The organism is Cupriavidus sp. NPDC089707, from assembly GCF_044748965.1.
GTDB lineage: Bacteria > Pseudomonadota > Gammaproteobacteria > Burkholderiales > Burkholderiaceae > Cupriavidus.
The window spans coordinates 490,148-515,445 of record NZ_JBIVHB010000002.1; the positions used below are offsets into that span (position 1 = coordinate 490,148).

Genomic DNA, 25,298 nt, shown 5'->3' on the forward strand with positions numbered 1-25,298 from the left:
GTCGCGCCCCCGCCTGCCTTTCCGGACTACAAAACCGGAAGGCCACCGCCGGCAAGAGCGCCGGCAACCTCGCCGCGCCGACCCGCCGGAGACCCGCATGAACCACCCCACGCCGCCCGCAGCGCTCGACCGCCGCCCCCTGCCGCCCGCCTTCAGCGAAGCCCTCGCGGCGCGCTTCGGCGAGCGCTTCACCACCTCGGCCGGCGTGCGCGAGCACCATGGCCGCGATGAATCGCCGTTCCCGCCGGCGGCGCCCGATGCGGTCGTGTTCGCCCACAGCACCGACGAAGTCGCCGAGGTGGCCCGCCTGTGCAACCACCACGGCGTGCCGCTGATTCCGTATGGCGCCGGCTCTTCGCTGGAAGGGCACCTGCTGGCCGTGGCCGGCGGCGTCAGCCTCGACCTGTCGCAGATGAACCGCGTGCTGGCGGTGCAGCCCGAAGACCTGACCGTGACCGTGCAGCCCGGCGTCACCCGCAAACAGCTGAACCAGGAAATCAAGGACACCGGCCTGTTCTTCCCGATCGACCCGGGCGCGGACGCCTCGCTGGGCGGCATGTGCGCGACGCGCGCCTCCGGGACCAACGCGGTGCGCTACGGCACCATGCGCGAGAACGTGCTGGCGCTGACCGTGGTGACCGCCGATGGCCGCGTGATCCGCACCGGCACGCACGCGCGCAAGTCGTCGGCCGGCTATGACCTGACCCGCCTCTTCATCGGCAGCGAAGGCACGCTCGGCATCATCACGGAGGTCACGGTGCGGCTCTACCCGCAGCCGGAGGCGATCTCGGCCGCGGTGTGCGCCTTCCCCAGCATGGGCAGCGCGGTGCAGGCCGTGATCCAGACGATCCAGCTGGGCGTGCCGGTGGCGCGCGTGGAATTCGTCGATGCGCTGGCGATCCGCGCCATCAACCGCCACGACAACCTGACGCTGCCGGAAACCCCGCATCTGTTCTTCGAATTCCACGGCACCGAGGCCGGCGTGCGCGAGCAGGCCGAGACCGTGCAGCAGATCACCGCCGAGCACGGCGGCCAGGGCTTCGAGTGGGCCACGCGCCCCGAGGACCGCAGCCGGCTGTGGAACGCGCGCCATACCGCCTACTTTGCGATGCTGCAGCTCAAGCCCGGCTGCAAGTCGGTCACCACCGACGTGTGCGTGCCGATCTCGCGCCTGGCCGAGTGCGTGACCGAAACCGAAAAGGACCTGAACGCTTCCGCCCTGCCCTGCCCGATCGTCGGCCACGTCGGCGACGGCAATTTCCACGTTGCGATCCTGGTCGACCCGGACAAGTCCGAGGAAATGGCCGAGGCCGAGGCCATCAACCAGCGCATCGTCGAACGCGCGCTGGCGATGGGCGGCACCTGCACCGGCGAGCACGGCGTGGGGCTGCACAAGCAGCGCTTCCTGGTCAAGGAACATGGCGAGGATGCGCTCGACCTGATGCGCGTGATCAAGGACGCGCTCGATCCCAACCATATCCTCAATCCGGGCAAGATCTTCAGCGCCACGCGCGGCGGCGCGCACTGAAGCGTCCGGCATGGCATCCATGTTCAACCGCGTCCCGCCGCTGCACCTGCTGATCGCCTTCGAGGCGGCGGCGCGCCTGGGCAGCTTTGCGCGCGCGGCCGAGGAGCTGTCGGTCACGCCCAGCGCCGTGTCGCACCGCATCAAGAATCTCGAGGAGCTGTGGGGCGAAGACCTGTTCGTGCGCGCCAACGCCGCGCTGCGGCTGACTGCGGCCGGCACGCGCTACCTGCGCAACGTGCAGGATGCGCTCAAGTCGCTGAACGAGCTGGCGCGGCCCGAGTACAACAAGCTGCGCACGCGGCTGCGCGTGGCAATCCCGCCGACCTTCGGGCGCCAGCACCTGGTGCCGCGGCTGCCCGAGTTCGGTGCGCTGTACCCGCATATCGACCTGGAACTGCACCTGGCGATCCCGTTCCTCGACGTCAAGGCCGAGGATACCGATGTCGAGATCCGCTACGGCACCGGCCGCTATCCCGACCTGAAGACCACCAGGCTGCTGGTCGAGCCGGTGTTCCCGGCATGCGGGCGCGAGTACTACGAACGCGTCAACGGCCGCGCCATCACCAAACCCGAGCACCTGCACGGACTGGTGCTGCTGCGCAGCCCGCTGGAGCCGTGGAAGCCGTGGTTCGAGACCGCCGGGCTGGACTGGCCCGAGCCGCAGACCGGGCCGCAGTTCAACGACATCGGCCTGATGCTGGAAGCGATCGCGTCCAACCAGGGCGTGGCGCTGGTGCGGCAGCGCATGGCGCGGCACTGGCTGTCGCTGGGGCAGATGGTGCGGCTGCTCGATATCGAGTCGGTATCGCCCCACGGCTATTACATCGTCGAGCGCGAACAAGCGCCGCTGAAGCCCGAGGCGCGCTATTTCGTCGACTGGCTACTGAGCCTGGACTGGTAGGAGACCGCCCGTATGCAGAACCTGGAGATCCGGCAGCTGACCCCCGCCGATGCCGAAGCCTTCCACGCGCTGCGCCTGCAGGGCCTGGCCGAGGCGCCGGAAGCCTTTGCCGCCAGCCTGGAGGAAGAACAGGACCTGCCGCCCGCGGCGATGGCGCAGCGGCTCGCGCCGAGCGCCGACAAGGCCGTGTTTGGGGCCTTCGACGGCAGCGCGCTGGCCGGCGTGGTCGGCATCATGCGCGAGCCGCGCCGCAAGCACTGGCACAAGGCATCGATCTCCGGCATGTATGTGGCGCCGGGCTGGCGCGACAAGAAGCTTGGCCGCGCGCTGATGGAGCGCGCGCTGGAGCAGGCCGCCGCCATGGAAGGCGTGCGCCAGGTGATCCTGTGCGTCAATGCCGGCAGCGCGGGGGCAGTGCGGCTGTACGAATCGCTCGGCTTCGAGCGCTTCGGGCTGGAGCCCGACGCGCTGTATGTCGCGCCGCACTTCTACGACAAGCTCGACATGGTGCTGCGGCTGCCGGCCTCGGCACGCTGAGGCGCAGGCGCCGCCTTTCCCGCGCTCGCCGGCCGGTGCTACGCTGGAACCGGGGCCGGTGCCTGCCTGGCGATGATGAGCATTTTTGATCGGCTTGCCATGCGGAATTCACGTGCCTGGTGATGCCTGCGGCAAGAGGCCTGCGCTATAGTCAGCCGTCCCCACGGCGGGCCGCCCGCCCGCCCAGAGTCCAGGAGTCGCCATGAATGCCCCGCACGAAGCCCGCACCCTCGCCACCGAAGGCACCGCAGGCGCGCAGGCCACCGCCGAAGGCCGCCGCAGCGCGCTGCTTGCCGGCCTGGCGCAGATCCTGCCCGATGCCGCGCTGCTGTCGAAGCCAGAGGACACCGTGCCCTACGAGTGCGACGGCCTGGCCGCGTACCGCCAGGTACCGATGGCCGTGGCCCTGCCCGACACCGAGGAACAGGTCTGCGCGATCCTGCGCCTGTGCCACAAGCTGGGCGTGCCGGTAGTGCCGCGCGGCGCCGGCACCAGCCTGTCGGGCGGCGCCATGCCGATCGCCGAGGGCCTGGTGCTATCGCTGGCCAAGTTCAAGCGCATCCTGTCGGTCGACCCGTATTCGCGCACCGCGGTGGTCCAGCCGGGCGTCCGCAACCTGGCCATCTCCGATGCCGCCGCCCCCCACAACCTCTATTACGCGCCCGATCCCTCGTCGCAGATCGCCTGCACCATCGGCGGCAATGTCAGCGAGAACTCCGGCGGCGTGCATTGCCTGAAATACGGCCTGACCGTGCACAACGTGCTGCGCGTGCGCGCCGTGACGATGGAAGGCGAGGTGGTCGTGTTCGGCTCGGATGCACCCGACTCGCCCGGCCTGGACCTGCTGGCCGTGCTGATCGGCTCCGAAGGCATGCTGGCCGTGGTCACCGAGGTGACCGTGCGCCTGATCCCCAAGCCGCAGCTGGCGCAAGTCATCATGGCGTGCTTCGACGACGTCGAGAAAGGCGGCAATGCGGTCGCCGACGTGATTGCCGCCGGCATCATCCCGGCGGGGCTGGAGATGATGGACAAGCCCGCCACCGCCGCGGTGGAAGAGTTCGTGCACGCCGGCTATGACCTCGATGCCGCCGCCATCCTGCTATGCGAATCCGATGGCACGCCCGAAGAAGTGGCAGAAGAGATCGAACGCATGAGCGCGGTGCTGAAGGCGTCCGGCTGCACCCGCATCGTGGTCTCGCAGAACGAAGCCGAGCGCCTGCGCTTCTGGAGCGGGCGCAAGAACGCCTTCCCCGCTGCGGGCCGCATCTCGCCGGACTATTACTGCATGGACGGCACCATCCCGCGCAAGCATATCGGCACGCTGCTGCGGCGCATCGAAGAGATGGAACGCAAGTACGCCCTGCGCTGCATCAACGTGTTCCATGCCGGCGACGGCAACATGCACCCGCTGATCCTGTTCGATGGCTCGGACCAGGACGAATGGCACCGTGCCGAGCTGTTCGGCGCCGACATCCTGGAATCGTGCGTAGAGCTGGGCGGCACCGTCACTGGCGAGCACGGCGTGGGCGTGGAGAAGCTCAACTCGATGTGCGTGCAGTTCTCGCCCAGCGAACGCGAGGCGTTCTTCGGCGTCAAGGCGGCCTTCGACCCGGCCCGTCTGCTGAACCCCGACAAGGCCATCCCCACGCTGGCGCGCTGCGCGGAATACGGCAAGATGCACGTCAGGAAGGGGCTGCTGCCGCATCCGGACCTGCCGCGCTTCTGAGCCATGCCCGATCCACGCCGACGCCAGCACCAGGAGGCGGTAATCCGCCAGCGCCTTGGCCAGCCCGAAACCGGCTGGCGCCAGCGCTGGTACACCATCATCTTCGAGGCCGACACTCGCGACGGGCGCATCTTCGACGTCGCGCTGCTGATCGCCATCGTCGCCAGCGTGATGGTGGTGATGCTCGACAGCCTGCCCGCGGTGCACAACCGGCTGGGGCCGCTGTTCACGGTGCTCGAATGGGGCTTCACGCTGTTCTTCACCGCCGAGTACGTGATGCGCATCCTGGTGGTGCGCAGGCCGTGGCGCTATATCTTCAGCTTCTACGGCATCATCGATTTCATCTCGATCATGCCGACGTGGCTGGCGTTCTTCGTGCCGGAGCTGCACTTCCTGATCGACGTACGCCTGCTGCGGCTGCTGCGCGTGTTCCGGATCCTGAAGCTGACGGTGTACTTCGAGGAAGCGGAGATCCTGTACAGCGCGCTGCGCAATAGCCGGCGCAAGATCTTCGTGTTCCTCGGCACGGTGTTCATCATCACCGTGATCCTTGGCACGGTGATGTATGTGGTCGAAGGCCCCGAGCACGGTTTCCACAGCATTCCGCTGGCCATGTACTGGGCGGTGGTGACGCTGACCACCACGGGCTTCGGCGACATGGTGCCGAAGACGCCGCTGGGCCAGTTCATCACCTCGCTGACGATCCTGCTGGGCTACGGCATCATCGCCTTCCCCACCGGCATCGTCGGCGCCGAGCTGGCCGCGAGCATCCTGAAGAAGCCGCTGACCACGCGCACCTGCACCCACTGCCTGACCGAGGGCCACGAGCCCGATGCGATGTACTGCAAGCACTGCGGCAGCGCGCTGCCGGCATACCAGAACGACAGGCCTGAAGTCCCCGGCGGCCGCGACGGCACGCCCGGAACCTGAGCCGCGCCAGAAAGACATCCTCCTCACCACCCACGCATATGCAAGCCACCCTCGACGCCTTCCGCGACGCCGTCAGGCAAGCCACCGAAACCCGCACGCCGCTGCGGCTGCGCGGCGGCGGCAGCAAGGACTTCTACGGCCAGACGCCTCAAGGCCAGGTGCTGGACACCCGCGCCTACGCCGGCATCGTCGACTACGACCCGGCCGAGCTGGTGATCACCGCGCGCTGCGGCACGCCGCTGGCGGAGATCGAAGCCGCGCTGGCCGAGAAGCGCCAGGTGCTGGCGTTCGAGCCGCCGCACTTCGCGCTGCCCGGCCAGGCCAGCACCGCCACGCTGGGCGGCGCGGTGGCCGCCGGCTTGTCAGGCCCGCGCCGGCAGTCGGCAGGCGCGCTGCGCGACTTCGTCCTGGGCGCGCAGCTGATGGACGGCAGCGGCGAGGTGATGAACTTCGGCGGCCAGGTGATGAAGAACGTGGCCGGCTATGATGTATCGCGGCTGCTGGCGGGCTCGCTGGGCACGCTCGGGCTGGTGCTGGAAGTTTCGCTCAAGGTGCTGCCCGCGCCGTTCGACGAAGCCACGCTGCGCTTCGAGCTGGCGCAGGCCGATGCGATCCGGCAACTGAACCAGTGGGGCGGCCAGCCGCTGCCGCTGGCCGCGTCGGCCTGGCATGACGGCGTGCTGCACGTGCGCCTGGCAGGCGCCACCGCGGCGGTACGCGCCGCGTGCGCACGACTGGGCGGCGAGCGTGTCGATGCCGCCGTGGCCACCGCGCTGTGGCAATCGCTGCGCGAGCAGACCCACGCCTTCTTCGCGCCGGCGCACGCGGGTCGCGCGCTGTGGCGCCTGGCGGTGCCGCCGGTGGCCGCGCCGCTGGAACTGCCGGGCCAGCAACTGGTGGAATGGGGCGGCGGCCAGCGCTGGTGGCTGCCCGCCGATGGCGCCACCAGGACCGACGCCGAAAGCGTGCGCGCCGTGGCCCAGGCCGCCGGCGGCCACGCCACGCTGTTCCGCAACGGCGACAAGTCGGTGGGTGTGTTCACGCCGCTGGCCTCGCCGCTGGCGGCAATCCACCGCCGCCTGAAAGCGACGTTCGACCCGGCCGGCATCTTCAATCCGCAACGCATGTATCCCGGACTCTGATCCGGACCACCCCAGCGTTCCCACGCCCAGGCAAAGACCTCCCCACACCATGCAAACGACCCTGGCCGATTTTCTCCGCAACACCCCCGAAGGCGAGGAAGCCCAATCCATCGTCGGCAAATGCGTGCATTGCGGCTTCTGCACCGCCACCTGTCCCACCTACCAGTTGCTCGGCGACGAACTGGACGGGCCGCGCGGGCGCATCTACCTGATGAAGCAGGTGTTCGAAGGCAACGCCATCACGGAAAGCACGCGCCTGCACCTGGACCGCTGCCTGACGTGCCGCAACTGCGAGTCGACCTGCCCGTCGGGCGTGCGCTACGGGCGCCTCGTCGATATTGGCCGCAAGATCGTCGACGACAAGCTCGAAGCCGAAGGCATCCAGCGCCCGACCGGCCAGCGCTTTGCGCGCTGGGTGCTGCGCGAGGGGCTGACGCGCCCGAAGCTGTTCAGCACCGCGCTGCGGCTTGGCCAGATGGTGCGGCCGATCCTGCCGGACGCGCTGCGCAACAAGGTGCCGGCGCTGACGCATGCCGCCGAGCCGGGCACCTGGCCCCGCAATGTCCACGCACGCAAGATGTTGTTGCTCGACGGTTGCGTGCAGCCGGCGATGTCGCCCAACATCAATGCCGCGACCGCGCGTGTGCTCGACCGTGTCGGCGTACAACTGGTGGTGGCGCGCGAGGCGGGCTGCTGCGGCGCAATCCGCTTCCACACCGGCGACCACGACGGCGGCCTCGACAATATGCGCCGCAATATCGATGCGTGGTGGCCGCATATCGAAGCCGGCGCCGAGGCCATCGTGATGACGGCCTCCGGCTGCGGCGCGATGGTCAAGGATTACGGGCATTTACTGCGCAACGATCCGAAATATGCAGAGCGCGCGCGACGCGTTTCCGCATTGACCCGCGACCTGTCCGAGGTCCTGCCGGACTTTGCCGATGACCTGCACGCGCTGGCCGGCGCGGTACCGCGCGACAGCCGGCGCGTCGCTTACCACCCGCCCTGCACGCTGCAGCACGGCCAGCAGATCCGCGGCAAGGTGGAGGCGCTCTTGACCGGCCTCGGCGTGGAGGTCAAACTCTGCGCTGACAGCCACCTGTGCTGCGGCTCGGCGGGCACGTATTCAGTGCTGCAGCCGGAACTGGCCTACCGCCTGCGCGACGACAAGCTCGGCAAACTGCAGGCCACGCAGCCCGAAGCCATCGTGTCAGCCAATATCGGCTGCATCACGCACCTGCAAAGCGGTACCGATACGCCGGTGATGCACTGGGTCGAACTGGTCGACCGGATGCTGGGATAACCCCCCGGCCGGAGCAAGGCCGTGGTTGTCTCCCCTCTCCCGCTTGCGGGAGAGGGGCGGGGGAGAGGGCAAGCGGTTCAAGATGCGCTATCGCTTCGAGATACGCCCGCCCTCTCCCCCGGCCCCTCTCCCATAGGGAGAGGGGAGAAAATGCGCAACCACGATGCCCCCATGCTCCAGACCTTTGCCATCCTGCTGGTTTTCCAATCCGTCGGCGAGGTGATCAGCTACGCGCTGCGCCTGCCCGTGCCCGGCCCCGTGCTTGGCATGATCCTGCTGTTTGGCTGGCTCGTCTTCGACGACCGCCTGCTGCCCATCATCCAGGGCACCACCAGCGAACTGCTCAAGCACCTGTCGCTGCTGTTCGTCCCCGCCGGCGTCGGCATCATGGTCCACGCCAACCGCATTGAAGGCGAATGGATGCCGATCCTGGTGGCGCTGGTGATTTCCACCTGGCTTGCCATCGCCACCACCGCGGTGGTCACGCGCATGCTGATGCGCAAACGCACCGACGCGCCGAACGCCGATGCGGAGGGAGAACAGGCATGATGACGCCACGCCTGAACGAGATCTGGGTCTACCTGGCCGCAAGCCCGCTGGTCGGGCTGACCGCCACGCTGCTCGCCTACGTCTTCGCCTTCCGCATCTACGAGAAGTCGCGTTTCTCGCCGCTGGCCAACCCGGTGATGATCGCGGTGACGCTGCTGGTCACGGTGCTGACCGTCACCGGCACGCCGTACAAGACCTACTTCGACGGCGCGCAGTTCGTGCATTTCCTGCTCGGGCCGGCCACCGTGGCGCTGGCCGTGCCGCTGTACATGCAGCTGCCCAAGCTGCGCACCCATGTGTTCCCGCTGCTGGCCGGCCTGGTGGCCGGCTCGGTGGTGGCGGTGGTGTCGGCGGTCGGCATCGCCTGGCTGCTGGGTGCCTCGCCTGAAACCGTACGCTCTCTGGCGCCAAAATCCGTGACCATCCCGATTGCGATGGGCGTAGCCGAGAAGATCGGCGGCCTGCCATCGCTGACCGCCGTACTGGTGATGGCTACCGGCATCATCGGCGCGGTCAGCGCCACCAGCCTGCTGAACCTGCTGCGCATCCGCGACTACAGCGTGCGCGGTTTTGCCACCGGCGTGGCCGCGCACGGCATCGGCACCGCGCGCGCGTTCCAGGTGAACCAGGAAGCCGGCGCCTTCGCCGCGCTCGGCATGGGCCTGAACGGCGTGCTGACCGCGATCCTGGTGCCGGTGATGGCGGCCTGGATGCCACACTGACCGCACTGACAGCCTCCTGACAGCACGCTGTCAGCAGCCCCCGCGCATGATGCGAGCTCCTCACTACCTATCACCCGGAACCAAGGAGCCCGTCGTGAGCAACCGTCTGATCAACTGGCTGGAAATCCCTGTCGTCGACATGAGCCGCGCCATCGGCTTCTATGAACAAGTCTTCGACACCAAGCTGCGCCGCGAGACCATGAGCCAGGTCGACATGGCCGTGTTCCCGCACCCCGATCCCGGCGGTGCGCTGGTCGCCGGCGAAGGCTACCGCCCCAGCAACTACTACGGCACGGTGCCCTACCTGCACGCACCGGAGCTGGACGCGCTGCTGGAACGCGCCGCGCGCGCCGGCGGCAAGACCGTGTTCGGGCCCCTGCGCCTGCCGGGCGAAATCGGCCGCATCGCGCATATCACCGACAGCGAAGGCAACCGCATCGGGCTGCACGAGCCCTTTGCCGTGTAAATGACGCCACCAGGAAGCCGCCACGGATGAGTCGCCGCGCCGACCGCCTCTTCCAGATCGTCCAGGTCCTGCGCGGCCGCCGCCTGACCACGGCGGCGCTGCTGGCGCAGCGGCTCGGCGTGTCGGAACGCACTGTCTATCGTGATATCCAGGCGCTGTCGCTGTCAGGTGTGCCGGTCGAAGGCGAGGCCGGCATCGGCTACCGGCTGCGCGCCGATTTCGATGTACCGCCGCTGATGTTCAGTGCCATGGAAGTGGAAGCGCTGGTGGCCGGCCTGCGGCTGCTGAAAGCCTGGGGCGGCGGTGCACTCGCCGCAGCGGCCGATCCGGCGCTGGAGAAACTGGTCGCCGCATTGCCGCCGCCGCGCAGGCTCGCGGCGCAGCAGAGCCGCGTGTTCGCGCCCGAGTATGTCAACCAGTCGCACGTGCGCGAAGCCTTCGACGTCGTGCACGGCGCGCTGGGCGAGCAAAAACTGCTACTGCTCGACTACTGCGACGCGCAGCAGCGCATCACCGAACGCGTGGTGATGCCGCTGGGCCTGTTCTTCTGGGGCAATGCGTGGCTGCTGGCGACGTGGTGCACCACGCGCTCGGACTACCGCAGCTTCCGCCTCGACCGCTGCCGCGCCATCCGCATGCTGGACGACCATTTCCATGAAACGCCGGACCGCTCGCTCAACGGCTTCCTGCGCGCGGTGCGCGCCAGCGGCGCGTAGCCTCAGGCCGCGGGATCGGACAGCAGCGTCTCGATATCCTTGCGCAGCTCTTCCGGCTTGGTGGTCGGGGCGTAGCGTTCGTACACCGTGCCGTCGCGCCGCACCAGGAACTTGGTGAAGTTCCACTTGATGCCTTGCGTGCCCAGCACGCCGCGCTTCTCGGTGGTCAGCCAGCGGTACAGCGGATGCGCCTGCTCGCCGTTGACGTCGATCTTGCCGAACATCGGAAAGCTGACGCTGAAGCGCGACTCGCAGAACTGGCCGATCTGCTGCGCATCGCCCGGCTCCTGCTTGCCGAACTGGTTGCACGGGAAGCCCAGCACTTCCAGCCCGCGCTCGCGGTATTCCTCGTAGAGCTTCTGCAGGCCGGCATACTGCGGCGTGAAACCGCATTCGCTGGCGGTATTGACGACCAGCAGCACCTTGCCCTGGAACTGCGTCAGCGCCACAGGTTGCCCGGACAGCGAATTGGCTTCGAACTGGTAGATATTGCTCATGGCAGACTCCTGCGGACTCCTTGCACGTGGCCGAAGCATACGCCCATGCGCGCTGGCGTGCACGGGAGCCGGAATCTAGATCACGTTCAGGTGCTCGGTGCCGGCGCCCAGGTCCGTGTCTCTGGCGCGCGCGCTGTGCAGCTTGATCATCAGGCGCAGGTCATTGAGCGAGTCCGCATTGCGCAGCGCGTCCTCGTAGGTGATCTTGCCTTCCTCGTACAGGTCGAACAGCGCCTGGTCGAACGAGATCATGCCCTGCTCGCGCGACTTCTTGATGACTTCCTTCAGTTCGTGGATCTCGCCCTTGAAGATCAGGTCGGCCACCAGCGGCGTGCCGATCATGATCTCCACCGCCGGCACGCGGCCCTTGCGCCCTGCGCGCGGCAGCAGGCGCTGCGACACCATTGCCTTCAGGTTCAGCGACAGGTCGATCAGCAACTGCTGGCGCTTTTCCTCGGGAAAGAAGTTGACCACGCGGTCGATCGCCTGGTTGGCGTTGTTGGCGTGCAGCGTGGCCAGGCACAGGTGGCCGGTTTCTGCGTACTGCATCGCGTACTCCATGGTCTCGCGGTCGCGGATTTCGCCGATCAGGATCACGTCGGGCGCCTGGCGCAGCGTGTTCTTCAGCGCCACGTGCCACGACTCGGTATCGATGCCGACCTCGCGCTGCGTGACGATGCAGTTCTGGTGCGCATGCACGTATTCGATCGGATCCTCGATGGTGATGATGTGGCCGTAGGAATGCGCGTTGCGGTGGTCGAGCATCGCCGCCAGCGTGGTCGACTTGCCCGAGCCGGTCGCGCCGGTCACGATCACCAGACCGCGCTTGGACATCACGATGTCATGCAGCGTCGGGGGCAGATCCAGGTCCGCCACTGACGGAATCCGCGTATTGATGGTCCGCACCACCATGCCGGCCTTGCCCTGCTGGATAAACGCGGACACGCGGAAGCGCCCCGCCTTGGGCGCGGTGATGGCGAAGTTGCATTCGCGGCTGGTTTCGAAGTCCTGCACCTGCCGCTCGTTCATCACCGAGCGCACCAGCCCCAGCGCCTGCGTCGGGTTCAGTGGCTGTTGCGACACCGGCGTGATCTTGCCATCCACCTTGATTGCCGGCGGGAAGTCAGCGGTGATGAACAGGTCCGAGCCGCGGTTGCTGACCATCAGCTCCAGCAGGTCGTTGATGTACTTGGCGGCGGATTCGCGATCGAGCATGGCGGTGTCCTGCAGGAGTGCGGCCGCCGCATGCGTGCAGCGGCCTGTAGGCAAGGCGTCGGCGCGGGCCCCGTGGCCTCAGGGGCCCCAGGGCCTCAGCCCATGAACGCGTCGGGGTTCTTGGCAATGGCGCGCGCGTCGTTGTAGCTGATGACGCTGCGCTTGATCAGGTCCGACAGGCACTGGTCCAGCGTCTGCATGCCCAGCCCGCTGCTGGTCTGCATCATCGAGTACATCTGCGCGATCTTGTTTTCGCGGATCAGGTGCCGGATCGCCGGGGTGGCGATCATGATCTCGTGCGCGGCGGTGCGGCCGTTGCCGTCACGGGTCTTCAGCAGCGTCTGCGAGATCACCGCTTCCAGCGATTCGGACAGCATGGTGCGCACCATGTCCTTTTCTTCCGGCGGGAACACGTCGACCACACGGTCGATGGTCTTGGCCGCGGAACTGGTGTGCAGCGTGCCGAAGACCAGGTGGCCGGTTTCGGCCGCGGTCAATGCCAGGCGGATGGTTTCGAGGTCGCGCAATTCGCCCACCAGGATCACGTCCGGATCCTCGCGCAGCGCCGAGCGCAACGCGTTGGCGAATGAATGCGTGTGCGGCCCCAGCTCGCGCTGGTTGATCAGGCTCTTCTTGGAGTTGTGGACGAATTCGATCGGGTCCTCCACCGTCAGGATGTGACCCATGTCGTTGTCATTGCGATGGTCGACCATCGCCGCCAGCGTGGTGGACTTGCCCGAGCCGGTCGGCCCCGTCACCAGCACCAGCCCGCGCGGCTTCATGCACAGGTCGGCGAATACCGCCGGCGCGCGCAGCTCTTCCAGCGTGAGGACCTTGGAGGGAATGGTACGGAACACCGCGGCAGCGCCGCGCTGCGTGTTGTAGGCATTGACCCGGAAGCGCGACAGGCCGGCGATTTCGAACGAGAAGTCGATTTCCAGCCGTTCTTCGTAGAGCTTGCGCTGGGTGTCGCTCATGATGTCGTACACCATGGCATGGACATCCTTGTGCGCCATCGCCGCGACATTGATCCGGCGCATGTCGCCGTGGATCCGGATCATCGGTGGCATGTCCGATGACAGATGAAGATCGGACGCCTTGTTCTTGACGGCGAAAGCCAATAGCTGCGCGATGTCCATCTATAATGACCCCACCCTGGAATAGTTATCAGTACTTTAAGTACTTCTTTTATATGTCCGCCGGATTATGTCTGTGATTGCCGCCAACTTGCAAGCCGTGAACCAGCGCATTGCGGCGGCGGCACAACAGGCTGGCAGGCAGCCCGGCGACATCGCCCTGCTGGCCGTTTCCAAGACCGTATCCGCTGACCGCGTACGCGCCGCCGCCCAGGCCGGACAGCTTGCCTTTGGCGAGAATTACGTCCAGGAAGGGGTAGAGAAAGTCGCCGCCCTGGCCGATTTGCGCGACCGGTTGCAGTGGCATTTCATCGGTCCGCTGCAAAGCAACAAGACGCGGCTGGTGGCGGAGCATTTTGACTGGGCGCATGCCATCGACCGGCTCAGGATCGCCGAGCGGCTGTCGGCGCAGCGCCCGGCCGGGATGGCGCCGCTGCAAGTTTGTATCCAGGTCAATATCAGTGGCGAAGCGAGCAAGAGCGGCGTCGCGCCGGCCGAAGTGACGGCACTGGCGCAGGCCGTGGCCGCACTGCCCGGCCTGCGGCTGCGGGGCCTGATGGCGATTCCCGAACCCGAGGACGACCCCGTTGCTCAGCACCGGCCGTTTGCCGCCATGCGCGCGCTGCTGGGCACCCTGCGCGAAAGCGGCCTGGACCTCGACACGCTGTCCATGGGCATGTCGGGCGACATGGAAGCCGCTATCGCCGAGGGCGCCACCATGGTGCGCATCGGCACCGCGATCTTCGGTGCGCGCGGCTGAGCCGGCGCCTTCCCTATCCATCAAGACACGACAGAGATTCCCATGCTCGATACCCTTACCTTCGGCTTTCTCGGCGGCGGCAATATGGCTTCCGCGTTGATTGGCGGGCTGATTGCCCGCGGCGTTCCCGCTGGTTCGATCCGGGTGGTCGATCCTTTCCCGGAGGCACAGCAGCGCCTTGCGCGGGATCTCCGCGTTCATGCCGCGGGGGCGCCGGACGCGGCGTTCGGCGCCAGCGACGTGCTAGTGCTGGCAGTCAAGCCACAGCAGTTTCGCGAGGCGGCGGCGCAATTGCTGCCGCATATGCCGGCTGGCGATGGCAACCTGGTGATCAGCGTGGCGGCCGGTATCCGGCTGCAGGACATGCAGCGGTGGCTGGGCGGGCGCAATCGGGTGGTGCGGGCGATGCCGAATACGCCGGCGCTGGCGGGAATGGGGATGACTGGCCTGGCGGCGCCGGCCGGGTTGTCGGACAGGGACCGAGACATCGCCAGTGCCGTGGCCCAGGCCGTGGGCAAGTGCGTGTGGGTGGAGAACGACGCGCAGATCGACGCCGTCACCGCCATTTCCGGTAGCGGCCCGGCCTATGTTTTCTATTTCATCGAAGCGATGCAGCGCGCCGCCACCGAACTGGGGCTGAGCGCCGATCAAGGGCGCGAACTGGCAGTGGAAACCTTCCGCGGCGCGGCCACGCTGGCCGGCCAGTCAGCGGAGCCGGTGTCGACGCTGCGCGAGCGCGTGACGTCAAAGGGCGGCACCACGTATGCGGCGCTGACGGCAATGGATGCGGGAGGGATCGCTGATACCTTCGTGCGCGCGATGCATGCGGCGGCGGCGCGGGGCAAGGAGATGGGGGCGGAGTTCGGGAAGGATTGAACGTCGATATCCTGATGGTTTCTCCCCTCTCCCATTTATGGGAGAGGGGCGGGGGAGAGGGCCGGCGTCTCCACGAAGTGTGACGCTTCGGTGCTTGCCACACGCCCGCCCTCTCCCCCGACCCCTCTCCCGCAAGCGGGAGAGGGGAGCAAACCCTCAGCAAGACTTCAACGCACCGCGTAAGCCAGCGCCGTCCCCGCAAACACACACGCCCCCAGCCAGTTGTTATGCCGGAACGCCGCAAAGCAGCGCATCCGGTCGCGATCGCGGATCAGCGTGTAGTGGTAGCCCGCGCACACAGCCGCAGCCGCCAGCCCCACCCAGTACGGCCAGCCCAGGCCCAGCAACATACCCGCCCACACCATCAGCGCCAGGAACGCGGCATAGCAAATCATGATCGCCATCACGTCGAAGCGCCCGAAGGTAATCGCCGAGGTCTTCATCCCGATCAGCAGATCATCATCCCGATCCACCATCGCATAAGCAGTGTCATAAGCCACCGCCCAAAACACATTAGCCAGCAACATCAGCCAGGCCACCAGCGGCACCTGATCCTGTATCGCGGCAAACGCCATCGGAATGCCAAACCCAAACGCGATCCCAAGATAAGCCTGCGGAATCGCAAAGAACCGCTTGAAGAACGGATAAGTCCCCGCCACCACCGCCGCCACCACCGCCAGCCACTTGGTCAATGCATTGAGCGGCAGCACCAACGCAAATGCCACCAGCGCCAACACGGCTGCGACAGCCAACGCCTCCCACGCAGCAATCTTGCCCGCAGTCAGCGGCCGCTCCTTGGTCCGCTTCACATGCTTGTCAAAATCCCGATCCGCCCAGTCATTGATCGCGCAGCCAGCCGAGCGCATCAGGAACGTCCCTGCCACGAAAATCCAGAACAACCCCCACGACGGCGGCCCGCCGGCTGCCATCCACATAGCCCACAACGTCGGCCACAACAGCAGCAGCGTGCCGATTGGCTTATCGATGCGCACCAGGCGCGCGTAGAGGGAAAGTCGTTCGAGCATGGGAGCGGGGGGCAATGGCGACAGGGACTGCACAGCGGGGATCCGGGAAGGAGGATTCAATGAAAACGCGCCGCAGCCCGGATGGCTGCAGCGCGCAATGCCGGCCGCCGCGTGGCAGCGGCCGGAAGTCGCTCAAAGGCGTCAGGCGAGCATCGCGCGCAGCATCCACGCGGTCTTCTCGTGCGTCTGCATGCGCTGCGTCAGCAGGTCGGCCGACGGCTCGTCGCCGGCGGCGTCGATCACCGGGAAGAGCGAGCGGGCGGTGCGCACTACGGCCTCCTGGCCTTCGACCAGCTTGCGGATCATCTCGGTCGCCTCGGGCACGCCCTCTTCTTCGGCGATCGACGACAGACGGGCGTATTCCTTGTAGGTGCCCGGTGCCGGGTAGCCCAGCGCGCGGATGCGCTCGGCGATCGAGTCCACGGCCAGCGCCAGTTCGGTGTACTGCGTCTCGAACATCAGATGCAGCGTATTGAACATGGGGCCCGTCACGTTCCAGTGGAAGTTATGGGTCTTGAGGTAGAGGGTGTAGGTGTCTGCCAGCAGCTTGGACAGGCCTTCCGCAATCTTCTTGCGGTCCTTGTCGGAAATACCGATATTCACGCTCATCTCATTCTTCTTTGCCATGGTAGGTACGCTCCGTTCTGGTAAAGCCACGAGGAGCACCGCCGGAATTGCCGAAAACACGGTTCCGGGCGGCGCGTTACCCGCATTATTGCATTAGCCCGCGATCCCGGCCAAACCCCGGGCTATCTCGATAAACATCACCCCGGCACCAAGCACGATCACGGCGACACCGACTTCCTTGCGCCACAGCTTGTGGCGCAACCGCGCGGCATCGGGGCGCTCGGGCTTGTCATGGCCGTCATGCCAAAGCTTCCGCCACTCGTCGATAAAAAACCGGATCATCGCCATGGTGGTTCTCCCGGGCGCGGCGGCCGTTGCCAGCCGCCGCGCCAGACAGGGTTACTTCAAGTCAAGCGCGCGCTTCACGCCCTCCCCATAGGCCGGATCGGCCTTGGTGAAATGCTCGATCTGCTTGCGCACGATCTCTTCCGGCACACCCTGCATTGCCGCCGCGATATTGGCGAACAGCCGCTGGCGCTGGCCCTCGTCGAACAGCCGGAACAGCGCGCCGGGCTGGCTGTAGTAGTCCGTGTCCACGCGGTGGTCCCAGCGGTCGGCCGCGCCGTCCAGCGCCAGCGGCGGCTCCGTCGCACGTTCGCTGGCACCGTAGGCGCTCTCGCGGTTCGGCTCGTAGTTCAGCTTGCCACCCTGGTTGCCGTCCACGCGCATCGCGCCGTCGCGGTGGAAGGTGTTGTGGAACGGGCATTTCGGCGCGTTCACCGGGATCTGGTGGTGGTTGATACCCAGCCGGTAGCGCTGCGTGTCGCCGTACGAAAACAGACGGCCTTGCAGCATCTTGTCGGGCGAAATGCCGATGCCCGGCACGATATTGGCGGGATTCATCGCCACCTGCTCGACCTCGGCAAAATAGTTGTCCGGGTTGCGGTTCAGTTCCAGCACGCCTACATCGATCAGCGGATAGTCCTTGTGCGGCCAGACCTTGGTCAAATCGAACGGGTTGATGTGGTATTTGGCCGCATCCGCTTCCGGCATGACCTGCACACGCAGGTTCCAGCGCGGGAAGTTGCCCTGCTCGATGTTCCCGAACAGGTCGCGCTGCGCGCTCTCGCGATCGTTCGCGACCACCTTGGCCGCTTCCTCATTGGTCCAGTTGGCGATGCCTTGCTGCGACTTGAAGTGGAATTTGACGTAAAAGCGCTCGTTATCGGCGTTGATAAACGAGTACGTATGCGAACCGAAGCCGTGGATCTGCCGATAGTTCTGCGGCAGGCCGCGGTCGCTCATCAGGATGGTGACCTGGTGCAGCGATTCCGGATGGCGCGACCAGAAGTCCCAGACCGCGATCGGGTCGCGCAGGTTGGTGCGCGGATTGCGCTTCTGCGTGTGGATGAAGTCAGGGAACTTGAGCGGGTCACGCACGAAGAACACCGGGGTGTTGTTGCCGACCACGTCCCAGTTGCCTTCGTCGGTATAGAACTTGACCGAGAACCCGCGCACATCGCGCTCGGCATCGGCTGCACCGCGCTCGCCGGCAACGGTCGAGAAACGGATAAACAGCGGCGTTTCCTTGCCGACCTCGGCAAAGATCGACGCCTTGGTGTACTTCGTGATGTCGTGCGTGACGCGGAACGTGCCATAGGCACCGGAGCCCTTGGCGTGCACGCGCCGCTCGGGAATGACTTCACGGTCGAAGTGGGCCAGTTTTTCGAGGAACCAGACATCCTGCAGCAGCATCGGGCCACGCGGGCCAGCGGTCTGCGAGTTCTGGTTGTCGGCGACGGGTGCGCCGGCTGCAGTGGTGAGAGTGTCCTTCTTGCTCATCTATTCCTCTTGTTGTGGGTAGGCTGGAAAAGATCGCCGCGTCAGTTCGCGGCGGCGTAGCAGGCAAGGCAATCGAGCAGGCAGCGCTTCATGCGGACAGCAAACGGGCGCGCTATGTTTGTGATTGTCTGGAACTGGGCGCTGGTGCTCATGATCGGCTCCTTGCTTCGCTCGATGCAGTTGGCATCGACAAAACCCAGTCTACAAACAAACTATTACATTGAGAATTTAATTATTTATACCTATGTATTAGGTCAAATCTATTCGATTTTGTTCTGCGTACGCCGGCCAACGTGACGAGCCGAGGACGAGTTCCTGGAATGCCGTATCGCGGGCGCGGAAAAGCGCGGAAATGCGCGGAAAAAACAAAGGCCGCAGCGGAAATCCCGCTGCGGCCTTGTCTTGAGTCCGGGGATGAATCAGGCAGCTTCCGCCAGTTCCTTGGCATCGAGCTTGCGCACGCCGGGCAAGTCGCAGGCGGCCACGGCATTGGCCAGCGCGTCCATCGCCGGCAGGCGGGTGAAGCTCTTGCGCCAGGCCAGTACCACCCGGCGGTCGGGCACCGGATCGGCGAACGGCACGTATGACAACATGTCGCCCTTGGCCTTCAGGTCAGGCACCGAGGTACGCGGCAGCACGGTAATGCCGACGCCGCTGGCCACCATATGGCGGATGGTTTCCAGCGAAGAACCTTCAAACGTCTTCTGGATGCCATCGGCGGCCTGCGAGAAGCGCGACAGCTCCGGGCACACACCCAGCACATGGTCGCGGAAGCAGTGGCCACTGCCCAGCAGCAGCATGGTCTGGCGCTTCAGCTCGTCCGGGTCGATCGCGTGCGCCTCGGCGAGCTGGTGACCGCGCGGCACGGCGACAACGAAGGGCTCGTCGTACAGAGGGCGCACCGTCAGGCCGGAATCGGGGAATGGCTCGGCCATTACCGCGCAATCGATCTCGCCCTGCTTGAGCAGTTCAATCAGCTTGTGCGTGTAGTTCTCCTGCAGCATCAGCGGCATCTGCGGCACGGTCTCGATCATCTGCTTGACCAGTGACGGCAACAGGTATGGGCCGATGGTATAGATCACGCCCACGCGCAGCGGCCCGGCCAGCGGGTCCTTGCCTTGCTTGGCGATCTCGCGGATGGCCATGGTCTGTTCGAGCACGCGCTGGGCCTGCGCCACGATCTGCTCGCCGATGGAAGTCACCGACACCTCGGAGGTGCCGCGCTCGAAGATCTGCACGCTGAGTTCGTCTTCCAGCTTCTTGATGGCGACCGACAATGTCGGCTGCGACACGAAGCAGGCTTCGGCGGCCCGGCCGAAATGGCGCTCGCGCGCCACGGCGACGATGTACTTGAGTTCAGTGAGCGTCATGACTTATCAAATCCGGGTAGGCGATAGATTTTACCTTCGATTCCGGGGATCTGTCAGAGCGCCCCTGCGATTTGTGCGGTATGCGTACGATGCAGCACAAGCACCTCCACCATCAGGCTTTCAGGTAGTGTTCGCGCCCGCCAAGCCAGCGCGACAAGTGCGCTTCCACCGCTTCCGGGAACTGTGCCAGCATCAGTTCCGCCACTTCCTGCGCGTACTCCACCAGCCACGCGTCGGTTTGCAAGTCGGCAAAGCGCAACATAGCCTCGCCCGACTGGCGCGCACCGAGGAATTCACCCGGACCGCGGATTTCCAGGTCGCGCCGCGCGATCTCGAATCCATCGGTAGTCTCGCGCATGGTCGCCAGCCGCTCGCGCGCGGTCGGCGACAACGGCGCCTGGTACATCAGCAGGCACACCGATTCGGCGCTGCCGCGCCCCACGCGGCCGCGCAACTGGTGCAATTGCGCCAGGCCGAAGCGCTCGGCGTGCTCGATCACCATCAGCGAAGCGTTGGGCACGTCCACGCCCACCTCGATCACCGTGGTGGCGACCAGCACCTGCAGGCGATTGGCGCTGAAGTCATTCATCACCGAGGCCTTTTCGGCAGGCGGCAGGCGGCCGTGCACCAGCCCGACGCGCAGGTCGGGCAGCGCGGCTACCAGCGTTTCATAGGTCTCGACCGCGGTCTGCAGTTGCAGCGCCTCGCTTTCCTCGATCAGCGGGCAAACCCAGTACACCTGGCGGCCCTCGGCGGCGGCGTGGTGGATGCGCGCGATCACTTCATCGCGCCGCTCGTCGTTGACCAGGCGCGTGACGATCGGCGTGCGGCCCGGCGGCAGTTCGTCAATCACCGATACGTCCAGGTCCGCGTAATACGTCATGGCGAGCGTGCGCGGGATCGGCGTTGCGGACATCATCAGTTGGTGCGGCACGGTATCGGGCGCCGGCACATCCGTCGCGCCGGCTTTGCCGCGCAATGCCAGACGCTGCGCTACGCCAAAGCGGTGTTGTTCGTCAACTACCGACAGGCCCAGCTTCGCGAAGCGCACCGTGTCCTGGATCAGCGCGTGGGTGCCGATCACCAGTTGCGCCTCACCCGACTCCACGTGTGCCGCGGCCTCGCGCTTCTCGCGCGCCTTCAGGCTGCCGGCCAGCCAGACCACGGGCACCCCGAGCGGCTCCAGCCACGCGGACAGCTTGCGGAAGTGCTGCTCGGCCAGGATTTCGGTCGGTGCCATCAGCGCGGCCTGGTAGCCGGCATCGATCGCCTGGCACGCCGCCAGCGCGGCGACAATGGTCTTGCCGCTGCCGACATCGCCCTGCAGCAGCCGATGCATCGGGTGCGGGTGCGTCATGTCGGCGGCGATCTCCGCCACCACCCGCTCCTGCGCGCCGGTCAGCCGGAACGGCAGTGCCGCCAGGAAGCGCGTCAGCAGGCCGCCTTCGCGGCGCGGCATGGTCGGCGCGGTCTTCTCGCGCCGCGCCGCGTGCGCGCGCCGCAGCGAGATCTGCTGCGCCAGCAGTTCGTCGAACTTGATGCGCTGCCAGGCCGGGTGCGTGCGGTCGGCCAGCGCTGCTTCGCTCTCCTCAGGAGGCGGCGCATGCAGCAGGCGCAGGCAATCGGCCAGCGGGCGCAACTGCAAGCGCGCCAGCGGCCCCTGCAGCACCGGGCGCGGCAGCGTCTCCGGCATCGGCGTACGTGACAGCGCGCCGCCGATGGCCTTGCGCAGGTAGGCCTGCGAGATGCCGGCGGTGGCCGGGTAGACCGGCGTCAGGCGGTCCGGAAGCGCTTCGCCCTCGACAACGGGACGCACCGTCGGGTGGACCATCTCGGCGCCGAAAAAGCCGCCGCGGATCTCGCCGCGCACGCGCAGCCGCACGCCTTCGGCCATCTGCTTGGTCTGGCTGCCATAGAAATTGAGGAAGCGCAGCGTCAGCTCGCCGGACGCGTCGGCAATCTTGACCACCAGTTGGCGGCGCGGCCGGAACGTGACTTCGTTGGAGATGACCTCGCCTTCCACCTGCGCCGGCTGGCCGAGCCCCGCGCGGCGGATCGCGTCGGCGATTGGCGCCAGGGTGGTCTCGTCCTCGTAGCGCATTGGCAGGTGCAGCACCAGGTCGACCGGGCGGCGCAGGCCGAGCTTGGCGAGGCGGGCTGCTGCTGACGAGGTGGCGGATGATGCGGGCTTGCCCTTGCCCTCCCCGGCCTTGCCGCGCGCGGGTGCGGCCGCCTCTTTGGCGGCATCGGCGGCGTCGGCGGAAAGGTCGGTCATTTCGGTTGCGGTTCCGGGCATCGGCAGCGAAGACTGGCGGCAGAGACGGCTGGAGCAGCAGGCATGGGCGGGAGCGCCGGCGAATAGCCGGTATCACGCCCCGCCCGGCGGCAAGCACGCCCGTGGCCTTACAATATCGGATTCGCCGATTGTACCCATGCCGGCTGCCACCACGGGCGGCGAGTGCCGCTTTGTGCCTCGCTTTCCGGCCCGTCGCAGGCCCGCGCGCCATTTCCACGATGTTGACGCTTTCCGATTTCGATTTTCCGCTGCCGCCAGAACTGATCGCCCAAAGCGCGCTGCCCGACCGCAGCGCCAGCCGGCTGCTGGTGGTGGAGCGGGTCGCACCCGCCGATACCGCCGACGCGGTGCGCCTGGCCGACCGCGCGTTCAGCGACATTGTCGACTACCTGCGCCCTGAAGACCTGCTGGTCTTCAACGACACGCGCGTGATCAAGGCACGCTTCTTCGGCCACAAGGCCAGCGGCGGCAAGGTCGAGGTGCTGGTCGAGCGCGTGCTGGACTCGCATACCGTGCTGGCCCAGGTGCGCGCCTCGAAAACGCCCGCCGAGGGCAGCGCGCTGCACCTGGCTGAAGACGCCTTCGCGGTGACGGTCGGACCGCGCGTGGACCAGTTCTTCACCCTGCGCTTCCCCGAGCCGGCGCTGGACCTGATCGAGCGCTACGGGCGCCTGCCGCTGCCGCCGTACATCACGCACGACCCCGACGCCTACGACGAGACCCGCTACCAGACCGTCTACGCGCGCAATCCGGGCGCCGTGGCGGCGCCGACCGCCGGGCTGCATTTCGACGACGCGCTGTTCGCGCGGCTGGATGCCGCCGGCGTGCGCCGCGCCTTCCTGACGCTGCACGTGGGTGCCGGCACCTTCCAGCCGGTGCGCACGGAAAACCTGGCCGAGCACAAGATGCACTCGGAGTGGTATGCCGTCTCCGAGGCACTGGCCCAGGCCGTGCGCGAGACGCGCGCCCGCGGCGGTCGCGTGATCGCGGTCGGCACCACCTCGCTGCGCGCGCTGGAATCGGCCGCGCAGCCTGACGGCACGCTGGCCGCCGGCAGCGGCGACACTGACATCTTCATCACCCCGGGCTACCGTTTCCGGCTGGTCGATGCCCTCATCACCAACTTCCACCTGCCCAAGTCGACGCTGCTGATGCTGGTGTCGGCACTGGCCGGCGTGGAAGCCATCCGCGCCGCCTACCGCCATGCGGTCGAGCAGCGCTACCGTTTCTTCAGCTACGGCGACGCGATGCTGCTGACGCGCCGGAATGATGCTGATACCGCAGATACCGCGGCCTGAACCCTGACATAAGCCATGCTTAACTTCGAACTCATCACCACCGACGGCAACGCCCGCCGCGGCCGCGTCACGCTGAACCACGGCGTGGTCGAGACCCCGATCTTCATGCCGGTGGGCACCTATGGCTCGGTCAAGGCGATGTCGCCGCTGGAACTGAACGAGATCGGCTCGCACATCATCCTGGGCAACACCTTCCACCTGTGGCTGCGTCCGGGCCTGGAAGTGGTCAATGCCCATGGGGGCCTGCACAAGTTCATCGGCTGGGACAAGCCGATCCTGACCGATTCCGGCGGTTTCCAGGTATTTTCGCTGGGCGATCTGCGCAAGATCACCGAGGATGGCGTCACGTTCGCATCGCCGGTCAATGGGGACAAGCTCTTCCTGTCGCCCGAGATCTCGATGCAGATCCAGCGCACGCTGAACTCGGACATCGTGATGCAGTTCGACGAGTGCACGCCGTATGAGATCGACGGCCGCCCGGCCACGCATGAGGAAGCGGCCAAGTCGATGCGCATGAGCCTGCGCTGGGCCAAGCGCTCGCGCGACGAATTCGAGCGGCTGGCCAACCCCAATGCGCTGTTTGGCATCGTCCAGGGCGGCATGTACGAGGACCTGCGCGATGAATCGCTGGCGGGCCTTTCGGAACTTGACTTCCACGGCTTCGCCATCGGCGGCCTGTCGGTCGGCGAGCCCAAGGAAGACATGATGCGCGTGCTCGAGCACGTGGCACCGCGCCTGCCGGCCAGCAAGCCGCACTACCTGATGGGCGTGGGCACGCCCGAGGACCTTGTCGCGGGCGTCGCCGCCGGCGTCGACATGTTCGACTGCGTGATGCCGACCCGCAACGCGCGCAACGGCTGGCTATTCACCCGCTACGGCGACGTCAAGATCAAGAACGCCGCGCACCGCAACGACCCGCGCCCGCTCGACGAAGGCTGCGCCTGCTACACCTGCCGCAACTTCTCGCGCGCTTACCTGCACCACCTGCACCGGGTCGGCGAAATCCTGGGTGCGCGCCTGAACACCATCCACAACCTGCACTACTACCTGCAGTTGATGCGCGAGGTGCGCGAGTCGATCGAGCAGCACCGCTTCGCCGACTTCCGCCGCCAGTTCGCGGCTGACCGCGCCCGCGGCACGCAGTGAATCAGAGCAGTGGCGCGAACTTTCGCGCCGCTGCCGGTCGAATACCGTGGCTGGCCTGCAGGTTGCACCCCGCAGGCAACACCCCGCTTCCCAGCACCTGCCGCGAGTCGCCTCGAAAGCACCCCGAAGAAACCCGTATTCCGCCCTAGAATGCCAAAAGCGGGCAGGATGCAAATGGTAGAATGATCAATTACTTGACTGACTTTTGTGACGGAGAATCAACGTGCTGATTTCTAACGCATTTGCCCAGACCGCCGGTTCCGGCGGCGCGGCTGGCGGCCTGATGAGCTTCCTGCCCATCATCCTGATGTTTGGTGTGCTGTGGTTCATCATGATCCGCCCGCAAATGAAGCGCCAGAAAGAATCGAAGGCAATGCTCGAAGCGCTGGCCAAGAACGACGAAGTCGTCACCGCCGGCGGTATCCTGGGCCGCGTGACCAAGGTCACCGACCAGTACGTCAGCCTGGAAATCGCTGAAGGCACGGAAATCACGGTGCAGAAGAACGCCGTGACCACGGTGCTGCCGAAGGGTTCGCTGAAGGCGCTCTAATCCGCCGATCGCCCCGATCGACTAAGCGACTCCCGCCTTTGTCTTTTCCGGCATGCCCGTTCGCGCATGCCCCGGCAGCCGCCTGATCCAGCCCGCCGGAGCCCCCGTGGCTCCGCTCCGTGGCTGCCAGGCGGCTGTTTGCCAAACCGGTTCGGCCTCGCCGACGTGGCGCGCCACGCCTGCGCCGGCCCCGCCAACCG

25 protein-coding genes are annotated in these 25,298 nt (G+C 66.6%); 16 read left to right on the forward strand and 9 right to left on the reverse strand.

The features are described 5' to 3' along the window. Positions 1-97: 97 nt before the first annotated feature. From ACIP1U_RS05575 to ACIP1U_RS05625, 11 genes are all read left to right on the forward strand, one after another. Positions 98-1,528 (forward strand): FAD-binding oxidoreductase, encoded by a 1,431-nt coding sequence (locus ACIP1U_RS05575; protein ID WP_400312576.1) that lies wholly within the window; start codon positions 98-100, stop codon positions 1,526-1,528. A 10-nt stretch (positions 1,529-1,538) separates the two neighbouring features. Further along, the gene (locus ACIP1U_RS05580; protein ID WP_342912603.1) at positions 1,539-2,429 is read left to right on the forward strand and encodes a LysR substrate-binding domain-containing protein; all 891 of its coding nucleotides are present in this window, start codon (positions 1,539-1,541) and stop codon (positions 2,427-2,429) included. Positions 2,430-2,450: 21 nt separating this feature from the next. Continuing rightward, positions 2,451-2,966 carry a GNAT family N-acetyltransferase gene (locus tag ACIP1U_RS05585; RefSeq protein WP_400312836.1) on the forward strand — a complete coding sequence of 172 codons (516 nt, stop codon included), beginning with the start codon at positions 2,451-2,453 and terminating at the stop codon, positions 2,964-2,966. 202 nt (positions 2,967-3,168) lie between these two features. Further along, on the forward strand, positions 3,169-4,692 hold the full coding sequence (locus ACIP1U_RS05590; protein WP_400312578.1) for an FAD-linked oxidase C-terminal domain-containing protein: 1,524 nt from the start codon (positions 3,169-3,171) through the stop codon (positions 4,690-4,692). Positions 4,693-4,695: 3 nt separating this feature from the next. Next, positions 4,696-5,622: an ion transporter gene (locus ACIP1U_RS05595; RefSeq protein ID WP_400312580.1), complete on the forward strand. Its 927-nt coding sequence runs from the start codon at positions 4,696-4,698 to the stop codon at positions 5,620-5,622. 38 nt (positions 5,623-5,660) lie between these two features. Next, the gene (gene glcE / locus ACIP1U_RS05600; RefSeq protein WP_400312582.1) at positions 5,661-6,764 is read left to right on the forward strand and encodes a glycolate oxidase subunit GlcE; all 1,104 of its coding nucleotides are present in this window, start codon (positions 5,661-5,663) and stop codon (positions 6,762-6,764) included. A gap of 49 nt (positions 6,765-6,813) precedes the next feature. After that, positions 6,814-8,067: a glycolate oxidase subunit GlcF gene (gene glcF, locus ACIP1U_RS05605; RefSeq protein ID WP_400312583.1), complete on the forward strand. Its 1,254-nt coding sequence runs from the start codon at positions 6,814-6,816 to the stop codon at positions 8,065-8,067. Positions 8,068-8,238: 171 nt separating this feature from the next. Further along, positions 8,239-8,616, forward strand: a complete 378-nt coding sequence (locus ACIP1U_RS05610) for a CidA/LrgA family protein (RefSeq protein ID WP_400312585.1) — start codon at positions 8,239-8,241, stop codon at positions 8,614-8,616. After that, positions 8,613-9,338 carry an LrgB family protein gene (locus tag ACIP1U_RS05615; protein ID WP_400312587.1) on the forward strand — a complete coding sequence of 242 codons (726 nt, stop codon included), beginning with the start codon at positions 8,613-8,615 and terminating at the stop codon, positions 9,336-9,338. The genes ACIP1U_RS05610 and ACIP1U_RS05615 overlap by 4 nt, the downstream gene beginning before the upstream one ends. A gap of 94 nt (positions 9,339-9,432) precedes the next feature. Then, positions 9,433-9,804 (forward strand): VOC family protein, encoded by a 372-nt coding sequence (locus ACIP1U_RS05620; protein WP_400312589.1) that lies wholly within the window; start codon positions 9,433-9,435, stop codon positions 9,802-9,804. A 26-nt stretch (positions 9,805-9,830) separates the two neighbouring features. Then, positions 9,831-10,520: a helix-turn-helix transcriptional regulator gene (locus tag ACIP1U_RS05625; RefSeq protein WP_400312591.1), complete on the forward strand. Its 690-nt coding sequence runs from the start codon at positions 9,831-9,833 to the stop codon at positions 10,518-10,520. Positions 10,521-10,522: 2 nt separating this feature from the next. Here the strand turns inward: ACIP1U_RS05625 and ACIP1U_RS05630 are convergent, their stop codons facing one another. The 3 genes from ACIP1U_RS05630 to ACIP1U_RS05640 form a co-directional block, all read right to left on the reverse strand. Next, positions 10,523-11,017: a glutathione peroxidase gene (locus tag ACIP1U_RS05630; protein ID WP_400312593.1), complete on the reverse strand. Its 495-nt coding sequence runs from the start codon at positions 11,015-11,017 to the stop codon at positions 10,523-10,525. A gap of 75 nt (positions 11,018-11,092) precedes the next feature. Then, positions 11,093-12,232: a PilT/PilU family type 4a pilus ATPase gene (locus ACIP1U_RS05635; RefSeq protein ID WP_400312595.1), complete on the reverse strand. Its 1,140-nt coding sequence runs from the start codon at positions 12,230-12,232 to the stop codon at positions 11,093-11,095. A gap of 95 nt (positions 12,233-12,327) precedes the next feature. Continuing rightward, entirely contained in the window at positions 12,328-13,371 is a 1,044-nt protein-coding gene (locus ACIP1U_RS05640) for a type IV pilus twitching motility protein PilT (RefSeq protein WP_400312597.1), read from the reverse strand. A gap of 67 nt (positions 13,372-13,438) precedes the next feature. Here ACIP1U_RS05640 and ACIP1U_RS05645 point away from each other — a divergent pair, with 67 nt between their 5' ends. Both ACIP1U_RS05645 and proC read left to right on the forward strand, forming a co-directional pair. Then, positions 13,439-14,128, forward strand: coding sequence for a YggS family pyridoxal phosphate-dependent enzyme (locus tag ACIP1U_RS05645; protein ID WP_400312599.1), 690 nt, complete (start codon positions 13,439-13,441; stop codon positions 14,126-14,128). 42 nt (positions 14,129-14,170) lie between these two features. After that, complete coding sequence (proC, locus tag ACIP1U_RS05650) at positions 14,171-15,004, forward strand: pyrroline-5-carboxylate reductase (RefSeq protein ID WP_400312601.1); 834 nt, start codon at positions 14,171-14,173, stop codon at positions 15,002-15,004. A 167-nt stretch (positions 15,005-15,171) separates the two neighbouring features. On the opposite strand, the gene ubiA is transcribed toward proC, so the two are convergent. From ubiA to recG, 6 genes are all read right to left on the reverse strand, one after another. After that, on the reverse strand, positions 15,172-16,029 hold the full coding sequence (gene ubiA, locus ACIP1U_RS05655) for a 4-hydroxybenzoate octaprenyltransferase (protein ID WP_400312602.1): 858 nt from the start codon (positions 16,027-16,029) through the stop codon (positions 15,172-15,174). Between the two features lie 141 nt (positions 16,030-16,170). Beyond that, positions 16,171-16,656 (reverse strand): Dps family protein, encoded by a 486-nt coding sequence (locus tag ACIP1U_RS05660; protein ID WP_010815054.1) that lies wholly within the window; start codon positions 16,654-16,656, stop codon positions 16,171-16,173. A 93-nt stretch (positions 16,657-16,749) separates the two neighbouring features. Next, the gene (locus ACIP1U_RS05665; RefSeq protein WP_400312604.1) at positions 16,750-16,944 is read right to left on the reverse strand and encodes a hypothetical protein; all 195 of its coding nucleotides are present in this window, start codon (positions 16,942-16,944) and stop codon (positions 16,750-16,752) included. Positions 16,945-16,995: 51 nt separating this feature from the next. Beyond that, positions 16,996-18,438, reverse strand: a complete 1,443-nt coding sequence (locus tag ACIP1U_RS05670; protein WP_400312606.1) for a catalase — start codon at positions 18,436-18,438, stop codon at positions 16,996-16,998. A 419-nt stretch (positions 18,439-18,857) separates the two neighbouring features. Beyond that, the gene (locus ACIP1U_RS05675) at positions 18,858-19,808 is read right to left on the reverse strand and encodes a LysR substrate-binding domain-containing protein (RefSeq protein WP_400312608.1); all 951 of its coding nucleotides are present in this window, start codon (positions 19,806-19,808) and stop codon (positions 18,858-18,860) included. A gap of 112 nt (positions 19,809-19,920) precedes the next feature. Then, a complete protein-coding gene (gene recG / locus ACIP1U_RS05680) occupies positions 19,921-22,104 on the reverse strand; it encodes an ATP-dependent DNA helicase RecG (RefSeq protein WP_400312610.1) in 2,184 nt (727 codons plus the stop codon). Positions 22,105-22,322: 218 nt separating this feature from the next. Here recG and queA point away from each other — a divergent pair, with 218 nt between their 5' ends. The 3 genes from queA (at position 22,323) to yajC (ending at position 25,098) form a co-directional block, all read left to right on the forward strand. Then, positions 22,323-23,402: a tRNA preQ1(34) S-adenosylmethionine ribosyltransferase-isomerase QueA gene (gene queA / locus ACIP1U_RS05685; protein WP_400312612.1), complete on the forward strand. Its 1,080-nt coding sequence runs from the start codon at positions 22,323-22,325 to the stop codon at positions 23,400-23,402. Between the two features lie 15 nt (positions 23,403-23,417). Continuing rightward, entirely contained in the window at positions 23,418-24,548 is a 1,131-nt protein-coding gene (tgt, locus tag ACIP1U_RS05690; protein WP_400312614.1) for a tRNA guanosine(34) transglycosylase Tgt, read from the forward strand. Positions 24,549-24,771: 223 nt separating this feature from the next. After that, complete coding sequence (yajC, locus tag ACIP1U_RS05695; protein ID WP_116318096.1) at positions 24,772-25,098, forward strand: preprotein translocase subunit YajC; 327 nt, start codon at positions 24,772-24,774, stop codon at positions 25,096-25,098. Positions 25,099-25,298: the final 200 nt, after the last annotated feature.